The organism is Streptomyces smyrnaeus, assembly GCF_017676345.1.
In the GTDB taxonomy this organism is placed as follows: Bacteria; Actinomycetota; Actinomycetes; order Streptomycetales; family Streptomycetaceae; genus Streptomyces; species Streptomyces smyrnaeus.
Genome location: NZ_JAFFZM010000012.1, coordinates 1 through 15,135 on the forward strand (window position 1 = coordinate 1; position 15,135 = coordinate 15,135).

Annotated in this window: 12 protein-coding genes and 1 pseudogene; 7 read left to right on the forward strand and 6 right to left on the reverse strand. The window is 71.1% G+C overall.

The genetic code is table 11. From position 1 onward, the window contains the following. Positions 1-62 precede the first annotated feature (62 nt). The 3 genes and pseudogenes from JW613_RS19965 to JW613_RS19975 all read left to right on the forward strand — a co-directional run bounded on the left by JW613_RS19965 (position 63) and on the right by JW613_RS19975 (position 3,997). Positions 63-1,556, forward strand: a complete 1,494-nt coding sequence (locus JW613_RS19965; protein WP_209212197.1) for a sodium:solute symporter family protein — start codon at positions 63-65, stop codon at positions 1,554-1,556. A 14-nt stretch (positions 1,557-1,570) separates the two neighbouring features. Beyond that, positions 1,571-2,731 (forward strand): NAD(P)/FAD-dependent oxidoreductase, encoded by a 1,161-nt coding sequence (locus tag JW613_RS19970; protein WP_209212198.1) that lies wholly within the window; start codon positions 1,571-1,573, stop codon positions 2,729-2,731. A 217-nt stretch (positions 2,732-2,948) separates the two neighbouring features. Beyond that, positions 2,949-3,997, forward strand: a pseudogene (locus JW613_RS19975) (MFS transporter). Between the two features lie 107 nt (positions 3,998-4,104). On the opposite strand, the gene JW613_RS19980 reads toward JW613_RS19975, so the two are convergent. Continuing rightward, positions 4,105-4,713, reverse strand: coding sequence for a helix-turn-helix domain-containing protein (locus JW613_RS19980; RefSeq protein ID WP_209212199.1), 609 nt, complete (start codon positions 4,711-4,713; stop codon positions 4,105-4,107). A gap of 65 nt (positions 4,714-4,778) precedes the next feature. On the opposite strand from JW613_RS19980, the gene JW613_RS19985 reads away from it, so the two are divergent. Then, positions 4,779-5,345, forward strand: coding sequence for a DUF488 domain-containing protein (locus tag JW613_RS19985; protein WP_209212200.1), 567 nt, complete (start codon positions 4,779-4,781; stop codon positions 5,343-5,345). Positions 5,346-5,384: 39 nt separating this feature from the next. On the opposite strand, the gene JW613_RS19990 is transcribed toward JW613_RS19985, so the two are convergent. The 4 genes from JW613_RS19990 to JW613_RS20005 form a co-directional block, all read right to left on the reverse strand. Beyond that, entirely contained in the window at positions 5,385-6,827 is a 1,443-nt protein-coding gene (locus tag JW613_RS19990; protein WP_209212201.1) for a GH1 family beta-glucosidase, read from the reverse strand. Between the two features lie 307 nt (positions 6,828-7,134). Continuing rightward, the gene (locus JW613_RS19995) at positions 7,135-8,085 is read right to left on the reverse strand and encodes a carbohydrate ABC transporter permease (protein ID WP_372447972.1); all 951 of its coding nucleotides are present in this window, start codon (positions 8,083-8,085) and stop codon (positions 7,135-7,137) included. Between the two features lie 15 nt (positions 8,086-8,100). After that, complete coding sequence (locus JW613_RS20000; RefSeq protein WP_209212202.1) at positions 8,101-9,093, reverse strand: carbohydrate ABC transporter permease; 993 nt, start codon at positions 9,091-9,093, stop codon at positions 8,101-8,103. Further along, on the reverse strand, positions 9,074-10,402 hold the full coding sequence (locus tag JW613_RS20005) for an ABC transporter substrate-binding protein (protein ID WP_209212203.1): 1,329 nt from the start codon (positions 10,400-10,402) through the stop codon (positions 9,074-9,076). Before JW613_RS20005 ends, JW613_RS20000 begins: the two co-directional genes overlap by 20 nt. A 286-nt stretch (positions 10,403-10,688) precedes the next feature. On the opposite strand from JW613_RS20005, the gene JW613_RS20010 reads away from it, so the two are divergent. From JW613_RS20010 to JW613_RS20020, 3 genes are all read left to right on the forward strand, one after another. Further along, a complete protein-coding gene (locus JW613_RS20010) occupies positions 10,689-11,783 on the forward strand; it encodes a LacI family DNA-binding transcriptional regulator (protein WP_209212204.1) in 1,095 nt (364 codons plus the stop codon). Between the two features lie 351 nt (positions 11,784-12,134). Continuing rightward, positions 12,135-13,463 (forward strand): ABC transporter substrate-binding protein, encoded by a 1,329-nt coding sequence (locus JW613_RS20015; RefSeq protein WP_245226001.1) that lies wholly within the window; start codon positions 12,135-12,137, stop codon positions 13,461-13,463. A 151-nt stretch (positions 13,464-13,614) separates the two neighbouring features. Next, complete coding sequence (locus JW613_RS20020) at positions 13,615-14,592, forward strand: DUF5996 family protein (RefSeq protein ID WP_307865960.1); 978 nt, start codon at positions 13,615-13,617, stop codon at positions 14,590-14,592. Between the two features lie 196 nt (positions 14,593-14,788). On the opposite strand, the gene JW613_RS20025 is transcribed toward JW613_RS20020, so the two are convergent. Continuing rightward, positions 14,789-15,097, reverse strand: coding sequence for a hypothetical protein (locus JW613_RS20025; RefSeq protein WP_245226002.1), 309 nt, complete (start codon positions 15,095-15,097; stop codon positions 14,789-14,791). Positions 15,098-15,135: the final 38 nt, after the last annotated feature.

Consider the following 15,135-nt stretch of genomic DNA (forward strand, 5'->3'; position numbering starts at 1 on the left):
CCCGCCACACGTGCGAAGCCACAGCACGTGTGCTGGTCCCGTCATGCCCACGGAGGCAGGCCATGCCCGGAAAGTCGACCGGCCAGATCACCGCCATCGTCCTCGCCAGTCTGCTGATCATCGCGTTGGGCGCCCTGCTGTCGATGTACTTCGGCAGACGCGCGAAGAATTCCCGCGACTGGCTCGCGGCCCCCGAGTCGCTTCCCCTCGGGGTCGTCGTCATCACCCAGTTCGCCACTGCCGTCGGCGGTGGGGTACTCATCGCCCACGTCGGCATCGCCTATGCGGCGGGCTGGTCCGTGTTCGCCTACGAGGGCTGTGTGCTGCTGGGCTTCCTCGGCCTGACCCTGATCGCCCGCTGGCTGCGCGAACAGCGCTTCACGACCGTGCCGGACATCATCAGCAGGCTGTTCGGAGCCAGCAGACCGGTCACCGCGATGGCCGGCCTGGCCGCGCTGATCGTGCCCTTCGGCTGGCTGGCCACCCAGTTCGTGGCCTTCGCCAAGCTCTTCGGGCAGCTCACCGGCATCCCCGCGACCACACTCGTCCTCACGATCATGGTGGGCTCGCTCATCTTCGTACTCCCCGGCGGTCTGACATCCGTGGTGTGGACGGACTTCGTCTTCGGGGTCTTCGCGATACTGATGTCGCTGGGCGTGGCCGGCTACGCGATCCATCTGGCCGGTGGCTGGGGCGAGGTGACCGCCGAGGTGCCGGACGAACTGTGGCGGCCCCAGGCGGTGTTCGCCGTCGGCGGCGAGCAGATCTGGCTGTGGGTGGCGGCAATCGTGCCCGGCACTCTGACCAATCAGCTGTACTTCCAGCGGGTGTTCGCCACCAAGAAGGTCTCCGACGCCCGCCGGGGCCTGGTGCTGTCCGGGCTGACGATCCTGGTGGGCGGGCTGTACGCGGGGTGCATCGGCCTCGCCGTACGTGCGATGAACCCCGGGCTGGGCAACGCGGAGAACGCGGCGGGCTGGCTGATCACACGGCTGCCCGCAGCGCTGCTCGTCGTCTACGGCGCCTTCCTGGTCGCGACCATCATCTCGACGACCGGCGCGGCGCTGCAGTCCGTCGTCGCCAACGTCATCCGCGACCTGTGCCAGAACGTGTTCGGCAGCAACCGCGGCGACCGGGAGACGGTGTCGCTGTCCCGGCTCATCACGGTGCTCGTCGCCGGGCTCGCCGCCGCGCTGGCCATCGCCTTCCCCAGCGCGCTGGACTGGCTGGTCGCCAGCTACGCCTACTCGGCGGCCACCTTGGCGGTCCCGGTGTTCGGCGGCTACCTGCTGCGCAAGCGCTTCGCCCTGCGGCCCGCCGCCGCACTGAGCAGCATGCTCGCCGGTATCGCGGGCTGCGCGGCAGCCCAACTCGCCGACACCACGGTGCCGTACGCCGTCTACGGGATCGGGGCATCCGCACTCGCGCTGCTCGTCCTGCTCCTCCTCCCCGGAGTCGGCAGGCGACCCGGCGCGCCGGCCGGTACGGGCGGCGCCGGTGACGCCGACGACGGCGCCGAGGGCACCGGCGAGAGCCTGTCCACTGTGGAGAACTGAGAGGAGCACCACCCATGCGTACCGCTGTCGTGGGACTGGGAGTCATCGGGGCGAGCGTCGCCAGGTCACTGGCGCTGGCAGGCGCGGAGGTGACGGTCTTCGAGCGTACGGCGCCCGCCGCGGGCACCACCGGCACCTCGTTCGCCTGGATCAACTCCCACCAGAAGAACCCGCTGGCCTACCACGAGCTGAACGTCGCCGGCATCGCCGAACACCAGGCGCTCCAGGAGGCCGGAGGTCAGTGGTTCTTCCCCAGCGGCAACCTCGAATGGGCACACGGCGCGGGCCGGGAGCGCCTGTCCGCCGCCGTCGACGAACTGCGCGACCGCGCCTACCCCGTCGAGTGGATCACCGCGGCGCGCGCCCGTGAACTGGTCCCGGACCTGCGGACACCGCCGGAGGTGTCCGAGGTGGCCTGGTACCCGCAGGAGGGGTACGTGCTGCCCGTGGCGCTGCTGGCCCGGCTGTGGGGCGAGGCACGGGACCACGGTGCGAAGCTGCGCTGCCCCGAGGAGGTCACCGGCATCACGGAGGACGGCGGCGGCGCCCGCGTGGCCCTGGCCTCCGGTGCCGCCGAGCACTTCGACACCGCCGTACTGGCGACCGGCCGCTGGACGGAGGCGCTGGCAGGGCGATCCGGCATGGCGCTGCCGATGGCCGACCCGGACGCGGCGGGTTCGGCCACCGTCGGCCTGCTCGGCTACACCGCACCGCTGCCCTCCCGTGTGGGCCGGGTCCTCACGACACCCGAGTTGAACGTACGGCCCGAGGGCGGGGGGCGGCTCGTGGTGCAGGGCCTCGACCTGGACGGCGACGCGGACCCGGCCGATGTCCCGCCCGCCGACGGCACCCACGCCCGGGAGCTGTGCACGCGGCTGCGGAACCTGCTGGCCGGCACCGAGGGGGCGTATCTGGAGTCCCTGCGCGTCGGCCGGCGGTCGATGCCCGCCGACGGTAGGACCGCCGCGGGCTTCAGCGCCTCCGGTGCGGTGTACGCGATCGCCACGCACAGCGGCATCACCCTCGGCCCCCTCCTCGGCCGGCTCGCGGCCGAGGAGATCGTCGCGGGGAAGGAGAGCGCACTGCTGGCGCAGTTCCGCCCCGCACGGTTCAGCGGCGTGGACAAGGACTCACTGGCCCCGCTCACCCCGGCCCGCTTCGCGGGCCAGCAATAGCCCTCGCCGCTCCCGGGACAGCCCCTCGCCGCTCCCGGACGCGTCCACATCCGGGCGGAGGGCGGCCCTGCAGCCCATGCCCGACCACCTGGGCGTGGCCTCGCCCCGCGGCGGACAATCCGTTTGCGGCCGGACCGGTCGGCCCGGTGAGGTACTCCCATGGACGGCGCGCCGCAACGGGCGCGACCGGCGAGGCGGGCACAGACCGGGAGACCGTATGGCCACGACGCGGGCGGCCCCATGGCACAGGTGGGCGGTGCTCGGGGCCCTGATGCTGGCCGCCTTCACCTTCAACACCGCGGAGAACCTGCCGGTCGGCCTCCTGGAACTCATCGCCGCGAGTCTGCGGGTGCCGGTGTCAGCGGTCGGCCTGCTGGTCACCGGGTACGCCGTGACGGTCGCGGTGGGCCTGTTCGCGCCCGGGGTGCGCGGGCGGGTGATCGGTGCCCTGTCCGTGGCCGGTTCGCTCGCCCTCGTGCTCGGTGTCCCCGCCGGAACCTGGCTGGGCCAACACAGCGACTGGCCGGTGCCGATCGCCGTCCTGGCGGGGTTGGGACTCGGCTGCTGCCGGCCACGCGTCCGGAGGAGGAGCACGCCGCCTACGGCAGCAGCCCCGACGTCCGCCGCTTCGGAACCGTGCTGGCGGCCGGAACCCTGTCCGCCACCGGGGCTTTCGCGAGCTACACCTACATCGTGAAGTCCCTCGGAGACGTGAGCGGGTTCGCCACCGACACGGTCAGTGGACTGCTCGTGGTGTTCGGAGTCGCGTGTCTGGCCGGAGTGAGCATCACGGGGGCACTGCTGGATCGCTTCCCGCACTCCGCGCTGCCCACGGCCGTGGCCACGCAGGCAGTGGGCATGCTCGGGCTGTACACGGCCGGCAGTCGTCCGATGGCGGCGGTGGTGTTCCTGGTGCTGGTGGGTGGCGCGCTCGGGCCGGTGTTCATGACCACTCAGAACGAGATGCTGCACTGCGCCCCGGGCCGCACGGACATCGCGCTCGCGGCGAATTCCGGTGCCTACAACGCCGGTATCGCGGCGGGTGCCGCGCTCGGCGGACTGGTCCTGCACCTCGCCGACGTGCGGGCCACCTTCCTGGCCGGCGGACTGCGGGCCGTCGCGGCCTGCGCGGTACTGCTCGGAGGGCGGCTGCTGCCGATCGGCGCGGACCGGGCGAACGCTCCTGACAGCCCGGCGGGTCTGCAGCGCACTGCGCGGACCACGCGGCCGCCCGACCGTGTCGAGCACCACAGCACCCCTCGGTGACGGTCGGCCGCCAAGTGAGGGTCGGGCTGCACCGCCGTGCCCACCGGTTCGGGTACAGCCGCCGCTGCCATAACGGGCAGCGGCGACCGGGGCGGGCGTACGCGGTCTCAGGAGGTGGCGGTTTCCTCCGAGCGTGCCGTGCTGGGGCGGGCGCGCAGGTGGGTGCGTTCGCCCTGTCTGCCGAAGAGGCTGAGGATTTCGACAGGCTCGGCGGCCGCGGCACCGAACCAGTGCGGTACCCGGGTGTCGAATTCGGCCGCTTCGCCCGGCGCGAGCTCCAGATCGTGTTCGCCCAGGACGAGCCGCAGCCGCCCGTTGAGGACGTAGACCCAGTCGTAGCCGTCGTGGGTCTGCAGCTCGGGTTCCTGCCGGGCGGTGCTGGGCGGGATGACGAGCTTGTAGGCCTGGATGCCGCCGGCCCGGCGGGTGAGGGGCAGCATGGTCATGCCGTGTGCCGTGACCGGGCGCAGATGGATGCGGGGGTCCCCGGTGGGTGGTGCGTCGACGAGCTCGTCGAGCGTGACACCGTGGGCCTTGGCCAGCGGGAGCAGGAGTTCCAGGGTCGGGCGGCGGGTGCCCGACTCCAGCCGGGAGAGCGTGCTCACCGAGATGCCGGTCGTCGCCGACAGCTCGACCAGCGTGGTGTCGCGCTGCCGCCGCAGCGCGCGGAGCCGGGGTCCGACTGCGTCGAGGGCTTGGTCAAGGTCGTCGTCCATGCCACCAGTTTGCCAGCCCGGCAACGAAACTTGCCGCCACTGCCGCGACAGTCCAGGTCACGCCGATGTCGTCGGGCCGGTGCCATCCTGGGCGGGTGGAGGAGAGCGCCCAGCCGCTGCTGACCCTCGGCCACGGCACAGCCGGCCGCCAGGAACTCGCCCGTCTGCTGCACGGGGCCGAGGTCAGGTCCGTCGTGGACGTACGGACAGCGCCCGGCAGCCGACGCAACCCCGACGTGCACCGCGAAGCGCTGCGCGAGTGGCTGCCCGCCGAGGGCGTCGACTACCGCTGGGAGCAGCGGCTCGGCGGCTTCCGCCGGGCCGCGCCGGACTCGCCCGACACCTTCTGGCGCAACGCTTCCTTCCGGGGCTATGCCGGGCACACCCGCAGCCCCGACTTCCTCGCCGCCATGGAGGAGCTGCTGCGCGACGCCGAAGGCACCCGTACGGCTGTGCTGTGCGGTGAGTCGGTGTGGTGGCGCTGCCACCGCCGGATCATCGCCGACTTCGCGCTACTGGCCCGCGGGCGGCCCGTGCTGCACCTCGCCCACGACGGCCGCCTCACCGAGCACCCGCCCACTGCCGGGGCGCGGCTGCGCAAGGACGGGCTGCTGGTCTACGACGGCGAGTGACGCGGCGGCCCCGCTCCCGGGCGCGCACACCGTCAAAGGTCACTCCGCCGGCAGCTCCCCGGAGCGGGCGATTCGCGAGTACCAGGAAGCGCTGGACTTCGGGGTGCGCCGCTGGGTCTGGTAGTCGACGTGCACCAGGCCGAAGCGCTTGTCGTAGCCCCACGCCCACTCGAAGTTGTCCAGCAGCGACCACATGAAGTAGCCCCGCACATCGGCGCCTTCCCGGATCGCCTGGTGCACTGCCTGCAGATGGCGGTGGACGTACGCGATGCGCTCCGGGTCGTGGAACCGGCCCTCGGCGTCCGGCACGTCGGGGTAGGAGGCGCCGTTCTCGGTCACGTAGAGAGAGGTTCCGGGTGCCTCGCGGTGGAAGCGCAGGAGGAGTTCGGTCAAGCCGCTGGGGTCGATGCTCCAGCCCATGGCTGTGCGGTTGCCGGGCGGCTGGTGGAAGGCGACCCGGTCCGCACCCGGCCAGGGTGAGTGGGCGCCGCCACCGTGTCCGTCGTTGCGCTCGGGCACGGTGCCCTCCGGCGCGGCGGACACGACGGTCGGGGTGTAGTAGTTCAGGCAGACCCCGTCGAGCGGCTGGTGGGCGAGGGCCGGGTCGCCGTCCCGGACGAAGGACCAGTCGGTGAGGTGGGCCGTGTCGGTCAGCAGGTCCTCGTCGTACCTGCCGTGCAGCATGGGCCCGGTGAAGACACGGGTGGCGAGTGCGTCGATACGGCGAGCCGCGTCCTGGTCGGCAGGGCTCTCGGTACGGGGGCGTACGGCGGCCGGGTTGAGGCTGACACTCAGGCGTGCCCGGTCCGGGAGCGCAGCACGCAGCACCTGTACGGCCAGGCCGTGGCCGAGGTTGAGGTGGTGTGCCGCGCGCAGGGCGGCGACGGGGTCGGTGCGGCCGGGCGCGTGCACGCCGGAGCCGTAGCCGAGGAAGGCGCTGCACCACGGCTCGTTCAGGGTCGTCCACAGCTCGACGCGGTCGCCGAGCGCTTCGGCGACGATCCCGGCGTACTCCGCGAAGCGGTAGGCGGTCTCCCGCGCCGGCCAGCCTCCGGCCTCCTCCAGCTCCTGGGGGAGGTCCCAGTGGTAGAGGGTGAGGACCGGGGTGATGCCCGCGGTGAGGAGTTCGTCGGTCAGCGCGCGGTAGAAGTCGAGGCCGCGCTGGTGGGCCGGTCCGCGCCCGGTGGGCTGGACGCGGGACCAGGAGACGGAGAAGCGGTAGGCGCCCAGGCCCAGTTCCGCCATCAGCGCCACGTCGTCCCGGTAGCGGTGGTAGTGGTCGCAGGCCACGTCCCCGGTGTCACCACCGGCCACCTTGCCCGGGGTGTGGGAGAAGGTGTCCCAGATGGACGGGGTGCGACCGTCCTCCTCCACCGCGCCCTCGATCTGGTAGGCGGCGGTGGAAGCGCCCCACAGGAAGCCGGTGGGGAAGCGGAGGGGGGCGGCGGTGTCCACCGCGGTATCAGCCTGCACGGATGTCATAGGAACGCTCCCAAGGTGTGCGGGCACAGCCGTGCCCTGGTTCGTCGTGGTGCAGTGGAACGGGGAGGGGGAGGAGAAGAGGGAACAGCGAGAACAGGGAGAACAGGGAGAACAGCGAAGGATGGCGAGAGCGGGGAAGAACGGAGGGAACGGGGGTGGGCGGAGTCGGGCGGCGGGGACGGCGGGAAGACGGCGGCTGGGGACGGAGGAGGGGGAGCCGGAGGGAAGCCGCCCCACACGGCCTCCCCCACGGCTCCCGGCCGCACGGGCCCGGGTCCCACGACCCCGGGGCCGTGCGGGGTCGTGGTCACCCCTTGACGGCTCCCTGCATGACTCCGCCGACGATCTGCTTGCCGAACAGGGTGAAGGCGAGCAGCAGCGGCAGGGTGCCCAGCAGGGCGCCCGCCATGATGACGGACTCGTCGGGGATGTAGCCGCGGCCGAGACCGGTCAGAGCGACCTGGACGGTCGGGTTGTCCTGGGTGAGCGCGATGATCGGCCAGAAGAACTCGTTCCAGGCCAGCACGAACGTCAGCATCCCCAGCACGGCCATCGCCGGCCGGGCGACGGGGAAGACGACGTGCCACACGATCCGCAGACTGTGCGCCCCGTCCACCCGCGCGGCCTCGATCAGTTCGGTCGGCAGCGCGTTGACCAGGTACTGACGCATGAAGAAGACGCCGAACGCGTTGACCATCATCGGCAGGATCACCGCCTGCAGCTGGTTGGTCCACTCCAGTTCGGCAATCGCCATGAACAGCGGTACGACACTCAGCTGCGGCGGCACCATCATCGTGCCGATGACCATCATCAGCAGCAGATTCTTCGCCCGGAACCGCAGCTTGGCGAAGGCGTACCCGGCGAGCGTCGCGAACAGCACGGTGCTCAGTGCGATGCTGCCGGCCACGAACGTGGTGTTCAGCAGCGCCTTGCCCATGTTCGCGTCCTGCCACGCGGTGGTCATGTTGCTGAACAGGTTTCCGCCGAACCAGAACGGTGGCGGGGTCTCGGCCAGCCGCTGGTTGTTCCGGGAGGCCGCGATGGCGGTCCAGATCAACGGGAAGAGCGATCCGGCGGTGAAGAGCAGCAGGATGCCGTAGGTGATCCGTCCCGCGTGCAGGTGCCGGCCGGCGCTTCCGGCCTTCCGCGTGGACCTGCGGGGATCCGCCTTCGGGGTCTTCCCGCCGGTGGTGGCGGTGCTCGGCCCGTCAGTTGCCCCGGCGGCCGTACGGGTGCGGCGCTGGGCCGTGGTTGGCAGCATGTCCCGCCCCCTTCAGTGGGTCTTGTTGAGACGTCGGGCGATCAGCCAGTTGACCAGGCCGATCACGATGAGGATCAGGAACATCGTCCAGGCGATGGCGGAGGCCCGGCCGAGCTGGAAGTCGAACCAGCCCTGTTCGTACAGATAGAGCCCAAGCGTCTGGTACTGGTGCGAGCCGCCGCCGGTCTGCGAGCCGCCGAACAGCAGCGGCTCACCGAAGAGCTGGGTGGCGCCGATGGTGGAGACGACCACGGTGAACAGGATCGTCGGCCGCAGCGAGGGAATGGTCACGTGCAGGAACTGCTGCCAGCGGTTGGCCCCGTCCAGCGCCGCGGACTCGTACAGATCGTCGGGGACGGCCTGCATGGCGGCGAGGTAGATCAGCGTGTTGTAACCGGTCCACCGCCAGATGACGATGGACGAGACGGCCAGCTGCGATGTCCAGGTGCCGTTCTCCCAGTCGATGTTGTCGATGCCGACCAGTCCGAGACCCCAGTTGATCATGCCGTAGTCGCGGCCGTACAGCATCGTGAACACCAGCGTCGCCGCGGCGACGGAGGTGGCGTACGGGGTGAGCATGGCGACGCGGAAGAACGTCGACCCGCGCAGCTTGTAGTTGAGCAGATGGGCCAGTCCCAGGGCCATCAGCAGCTGCGGGACGGTGGACATCACGCCGATGGTGAAGGTGTTCTGCAGCGCGTTCCAGAAGAAGTCGTCCTCCAGCAGCCGGGAGAAGTTGCGCATCCCGACCCATTCCATGTGGGTGGGGTCGTGCAACGACACCTTGTGCAGCGAGGCCCAGCCCGTGTACAGCAGCGGGAACAGCCCGAAGGCGGCGAAGAAGACGAAGAACGGTGCGATGAAGGCGTAGGGGCTCCACCGGGCGTCCCACCGGTGGCGGCGGCGGCCGCGGCGCTCCGGGGAGCGCTCGCGGTCGCCGTCCGCCGGAGCGGGACGCCCGGCTTCCCGGACGCCGGGGAGTGGCTCAGTCCTCGACGACGTCATCGATCTTCTTCACCGCGGCGTTCCAGCCCTCCTCGGGCTTCTTGCCCTGCTGTTCCACCTGGAGGATGCCGATGTCGGAGATGGTCGTCTTGATGACCTGGTCCTTCGGGCCGAGCGGGGTGGTGGGAATGCCCTCGGCCGCAGCGGAGAAGATCTTCCCGATGGGCGCGTTGTCGAAGTACGGGTGCTTGGCGTCCTTCACCTCGGGCAGCGGGTACGCGGCCTTCGAACTGGGGAAGCTGGCCTGCTTCTCGAAGAGCTTGGCCTGCTGCTCGGGTGCGGTGAGCCACTTGGCGAGCTTGACGGCTTCCTTCTCGTTCTTGCCGCCCTTGGGGACGGTCAGGAACGAGCCGCCCCAGTTGGCGGGCTTCGGCGCCGCTGCCACATCCCACTTGCCGGCGCCCTTGTCGCCGGCCTTCTCCTTGATGTAGCCGAGCATCCAGGGCGGGCAGACCACGCTGGCGAAGTCGCCGTTGGCGTACGCCTGGTCCCACTCCTTGTCGAACTGCTTGAGCTTGCCGGTCATCTCGCCCTTGATGGCCCGCATGGACAGGTCCCAGGACTCCTGGACGGCCTCGCTCTTCTTGTAGACCAGCTCGCCGGCGGCGTTGTAGTACTTGACCGGGTAGCTGGAGACGGCTCCGTTGTAGAGACCGGCCGCTCCGTCCATGAACGCGGTGCCCTTGGGCGCCGACTTCATGTACTTCTCACCGGCCTCGACGTACTTCGACCAGTCGCCCTCCCACAGCTTGCCCACCTCGTCCCGGTCGGTGGGCAGCCCGGCCTTCTCGAACAGGTCCTTGCGGTAGCACACGCCCATCGGGCCGATGTCCGTGCCGAGGCCGACGACCTGGCCGTTCTCGGCCTTCGCCTGGTTCCACTTCCACTCGAGCCAGTCGGACTTGCGCACTCCGTCGACCTTGGACATGTCGACCAGCTTGTCCGAGTGCAGGCCGGCGACCTCGTTGATGTTGTCGACCTCGACGGCCTGGATGTCGCTCAGTCCGCTGTTGGCGGTCAGGTGGTTCAGCAGGGCCGGGTAGTAGTCCTCGTTGCGCTCTGTGGAGTTCTCCTTGATCCGGATGTCGGGGTGGAGCTTCTCGTACTCGTCGTAGAGGCCGGCCTGCTTGTAGCCGAAGACGCCGAACACCCCGACCGAGATGGTCGTCTTTCCGTCGCCGCTGTCCGAGCCGCCGCCGTCCTCGGCGCACCCGGCCAGCAATCCCGCCCCCAGTACGGCCACGAGGCCGTAGGCGGCGGGCCGGCTGCGGAGTGGGTGCCGCATGGTTCTCTTCCTGGTCGTACGCATGGCTGTGCCGTCCCTCCCGGACCCGCGAAAAGCAGGGAGCGTCCGAAGCGCAAGCAGTGGGAGCGCTCCCATCGATGCGTTGCAGCATGCGCGAGTCACCGTGCGCCGTCAAGACGTATGCCGAGGGAGCGCTCCCGAAGCTGCGACGGCCCGGATGTAGTTGAATGGGCCCGGCACGCGAGATCGACGCGCCGACAACAGCGCCCACCAGGGCAGCAAGCAGCCGCCCGGCCGGGCGGTGGAACGAAGGGGCCCGCCAGGGCACGGGACAAGGGAGGACGCGTCCATGCCAGCAGCTCGCGCGGAAGGCGCCGGGAAGTCCGGGCCGACCCTGGAACAGGTCGCCGCGCGCGCAGGGGTCGGCAGGGGGACGGCCTCCCGGGTCATCAACGGCTCCCCGCGGGTCAGCGAGCGCACCCGTGCCGCGGTCCAGGCCGCCGTCGCGGAGCTGGGCTACGTCCCCAACCGCGCCGCGCGGGCGCTGGCCGCCGGCAGCATGGACGCCATCGCCCTCGTCGTCCCCGAACAGGAGAACCGGCTCTTCGCCGAGCCCTACTTCTCGGAGATCCTGCGCGGCGTCAGCACGGAGCTCGGCGACACGGACATGCAGCTGCTGCTGACCCTCATCCGCGACCAGCGGGGGCGCGAACGCTTCGCCCAGTACGCCGCGGCACACCGGGTGGACGGGGTGCTGCTGGTGTCCATACACGGCGACGATCCGCTGCCCGACCTGCTGCGGGACGCCGGTATGCCGGCGGTCCTCAGCGGTCGCCGGTCACACGCCGAGCAACTGCCCTACGTCGACTCCGACAACCTCCTCGGCGCCCAGATCGCCGTCGAGCATCTGCTGGGCAGAGGGCGGCGGAAGGTCGCCACCATCACCGGCCCGCTCGACATGTATGTGGCCCGCTGCCGGCTGGAGGGGTACCACGAAGCACTCCGCGCGGCCGGCAGGACCCGCACCCCACCGGACGGACGCCTGGTCGCGGAGGGCGACTTCACCGAGGAGGGCGGCCGACGCGGCATGCTCGAACTGCTGCGCAGGGATCCGGAGGTGGACGCGGTCTTCTGCGCTTCGGACGTGATGGCCGCCGGCGCCCGGCTGGCGCTGCGCGAAACCGGCCGGAGAGTGCCGGACGACGTGGCGCTCGTCGGGTTCGACGACTCGGCCGTCGCCCGGCACATGGACCCACCGCTGACGACCGTACGGCAGCCGATCGAGGAGATGGGGCGGGCCATGGTCCGGATGCTGCTCGACCTGATGGCCCGCGCCCAGGACGATCCCCAGGGGCAGCACCGTGCCGAGGGCCGGGAGATGACGGACGACGACCAGCCGCGGCTGGTGCTCCCCACGGAACTGATCCGCCGCCGCTCGTCGTGACAGAGGGGCGGCGCGCCGGTGTGGCGGCGCCCGTCATGGGCCGCCGCCGCTCCCACCGCCGCAGCTGTCCCCGGAGCCCGTGTTCTCACCGGCCGTCCAGGCCTGTCGGGTATCGCCGGTGCCCGCTTTGCGCCTGCCCCGGCGGGGACGGAGATTGGGCGGCTTGACGGTCCATCGGGTGATGAGCACGAGGGCCACCAAGAGGAACACTCCGAAAACAGTCCACGCGACCATGGGCGCCCCCGTTTCCCCACGCCTGCCGTCTGCCGGGCAGTATGTCCGCCCCTGGAGCGCCCCACAACAGATGCCCCGACTCCGGTGCCTGCTCGGCAACACGCAGGCGGACGCGTCTTGTCGAGATTCACTCCTCCAGGGGCCGCACTCGGCGCCCTGTGGAGCGTTGATCCCTACGGCGCCCGAGTACTGGGCCGACGGCGGACCGAGGAGTCCTGGGGCAGTAGGGGAGCGGTGGTGGCGATGGCCGGGGCGGCGACGCAGGTGTGCATCGGTGTGGTGGCACCACTGACCGGGAGGCTCGCGCCGCTCGGTGAACCTCTGTCGTTCGCCGTACGGACGCTGACACGGCGACTGCTGCGTCTCCACAACAGCGGGCGCACCTATGACGTACGTATCGCGGTACGCGACAGCCACTCGCAGCCGGAGGGCGCGCGCCGGGCGGTACGCGAACTGGCCGACGACGAGCGGGCGAGCATCGTAGTGACCATGGCCGGCACGCAGGTACTGCCCGCCGCGGCCGACGCCTGCGAAGAGCTCGGTGTGCCGTGCGTGTCGACGACCTTTCCCTGGCAGGCCTACGGATACGCCCGCGGCGGCGACCCGCTGCGCACCTTCCGGTGGACGTACCACTTCGCCTGGGGGCTGGACGACATCGCCGCCGTCTTCGCGGACCTGTGGGAACAGCTCGGGGGCCGGCAGACCGTCGGGTGCCTGTGGAACGACGACCTCCAAGGACAGCTGCTGCGCCACGAGCGGTTCGGCTTCGCCCCGGTGGCCGTCGATCGCGGACACACTCTCATCGACCCCGGCGGCTACCGCGAACCGGCGACCGACTTCGGCTCCCATCTCGCCCGGCTGCGCGAGGGCGGCGCCGAGGTGATCACCAGCGCCGCCACCGCCGCCGATCTGGCCCAGTGCCTCCGGCAGAGCCGCACCGTGGGCCCGGCACCTCGGCTGGTCACCTGTTCACGCTGGCTGACCTATCCGCACACCCACACCACGCGCACGCGGGAGGTGCACGACGAACTGGCCGCGGCGAAGGTGGCCACACTCGTCTACTGGAGCCCGGAGCACCCCTACCGCTCCAGCCTGGACGGAACCGGCTGCGCCGATCTCGCCCGCGCCTACCGGGAGGAGACCGGACAGTCCTGGCTCCAGCCCCTGGGGTTGGCCCACGCCCTCTTCGAGGTCGCCCACCACGCGCTGGCCACCGCCCCCGACCCCTCCGACCGCCCGGCCGTCGCCCGGACCCTTGCCAAGACCCGCACGGAGACCGTCGTCGGCACCCTCGACTGGACCCGGGGCCCCACCCCCAACATCGCCCTGATCCCGCTGGCAGGAGGCCAGTGGCACCAGGGTGCGTTCGGCCCCCGCCTCACGCTGGTCGACAACACCCGGGCCCCCGAGGTTCCGCTGACCGGCGATCTCACCCCGGCGTACTGAGGCCCACGAGCCGACCCGTGTCACGCTGTGTCCACGAGTGGATGCGAGGCGCCGATCGCGCGGAACCGCCCCGGTCGTCGGCCGCCGCCCGAGTTGTCGCCCGGGCGCACCCGGCCCACCATCGGGGGAGGGGCGGCGAAGGAGGACGGCGGTGACGGAGCTGAGGACGGCGCACACGCACGGCGCGTGGCCCGCGCTGCGGGTGGCGGACTGGACCGGGACCCGCGACACCCTCCATATGTGGACCCAGATCATCGGCAAGATCCGGCTGGCACACGCGCCACTGGTCAACCACTGGTGGCAGGTGACGCTCTACGTCACCCCGCGCGGCCTCACCACCTCGACGATCCCGTACGCGACAGGCGCTTTCGACATCGAGTTCGACTTCGTCGAGCACCGGCTCCGCATCCGCACCAGCGACCGCACCGTGCGCCAGGTGGCCCTGGAGCCCAAACCCGTCGCCCGGTTCTACGGCGAGGTGACACAGGCGCTGCACGAGCTGGGTATCGACACGCCCATCCAGGACCGGCCCAACGAGGTGGAGCAGGCGATCCCCTTCCCGGAGGACACCGTCCACGCCTCCTACGACCCGCACGCCGCCCATCTGTTCTGGCGTCAACTCCTGCAGGCCGACCGGGTACTGGGCGGGTTCCGGTCCCGCTTCGTCGGCAAGGTCAGCCCGGTGCACTTCTTCTGGGGCGCCATGGACCTGGCCTGCACCAGGTTCTCCGGCCGCCGGGCGCCGACCCACCCGGGCGGCGCGCCGCACTGCGGGGACTGGGTGATGGTGGAGGGCTACTCCCGGGAGCTGAGCAGCTGCGGATTCTGGCCCGGTGGCGGCGAGGAGGGCGCCTTCTACGCCTACGCCTACCCCGAACCGGCCGGCTTCCGGGACCACCCCGTCCTCCCCGACAGCGCCTACTACAGCGAGCAGAACGGTCAGTTCCTGCTGCCGTACGAAGCGGTGCGCACCGCCCCCGAACCGGACCGGGTACTGACCGACTTCCTGCAGACCACCTACGAGGCAGCAGCCGAGCACGGCGGCTGGAACCGCGCCGAACTGGAGGACGACCCCCACCGATGGGACGAGCAACGTCGGCCGGGGGCGTCCGGCCGACGATCCGGCTAGTCGGCCGGTGCCGGCACACCGGCACGGCTGGAGCCGCGTACGGCGGATCTTCATCGCCGGGTCGTGTACGCACCCAGGGGGCGGTGTACCGACGGGCGACGGCGGCACGAAAGCGACCGATGCGCCTGCGCTCGTTGCCCGGCTGACCCGCCGGTCGTCGCCGACGCGTCGGCCGTCGGCAGCGCGCGCGTGTGGTTCAGCTGGCCAGCGGAGTGCCGTCGTCGGCGTCGTCGGTGTCGGACGACTGTGTCGGATCACCGCCGTGGAACTCGGGGTCGATCGCGTTCGCCGCTCCGAGCGCGGTGAGGATCCACGCGTCCTCGCGGGTCCGCAGCCGCGCCGCCTCCCGATGGGCCAGCGCGGCCTCCAACTCGTCCAAGGCGGTGTCGAGCCCGGCACTGTCCTCTCCGGCCGCTGCGTCGCGGACGCGTTTCCGTGCTTCCATCACGCCCGCGTTCGCGTCCTCGTACAGGGCGTCGAGCTCGGATTGTTTCGGGTCAGCCATGCGTCCAGCGTACGCGTCGTGAATCTTGGCATGCGCTC

Bases quoted from the DNA above. Each gene is read 5' to 3' on its own strand.
- JW613_RS19965 (WP_209212197.1), top strand. From the start codon at position 63: ATGCCCGGAAAGTCGACCGGCCAGATCACCGCCATCGTCCTCGCCAGT.
- JW613_RS19970 (WP_209212198.1), top strand. From the start codon at position 1,571: ATGCGTACCGCTGTCGTGGGACTGGGAGTCATCGGGGCGAGCGTCGCC.
- JW613_RS19980 (WP_209212199.1), bottom strand. From the start codon at position 4,713: ATGGACGACGACCTTGACCAAGCCCTCGACGCAGTCGGACCCCGGCTC.
- JW613_RS19985 (WP_209212200.1), top strand. From the start codon at position 4,779: ATGTCGTCGGGCCGGTGCCATCCTGGGCGGGTGGAGGAGAGCGCCCAG.
- JW613_RS19990 (WP_209212201.1), bottom strand. From the start codon at position 6,827: ATGACATCCGTGCAGGCTGATACCGCGGTGGACACCGCCGCCCCCCTC.
- JW613_RS20000 (WP_209212202.1), bottom strand. From the start codon at position 9,093: ATGACGTCGTCGAGGACTGAGCCACTCCCCGGCGTCCGGGAAGCCGGG.
- JW613_RS20005 (WP_209212203.1), bottom strand. From the start codon at position 10,402: ATGCGTACGACCAGGAAGAGAACCATGCGGCACCCACTCCGCAGCCGG.
- JW613_RS20010 (WP_209212204.1), top strand. From the start codon at position 10,689: ATGCCAGCAGCTCGCGCGGAAGGCGCCGGGAAGTCCGGGCCGACCCTG.
- JW613_RS20025 (WP_245226002.1), bottom strand. From the start codon at position 15,097: ATGGCTGACCCGAAACAATCCGAGCTCGACGCCCTGTACGAGGACGCG.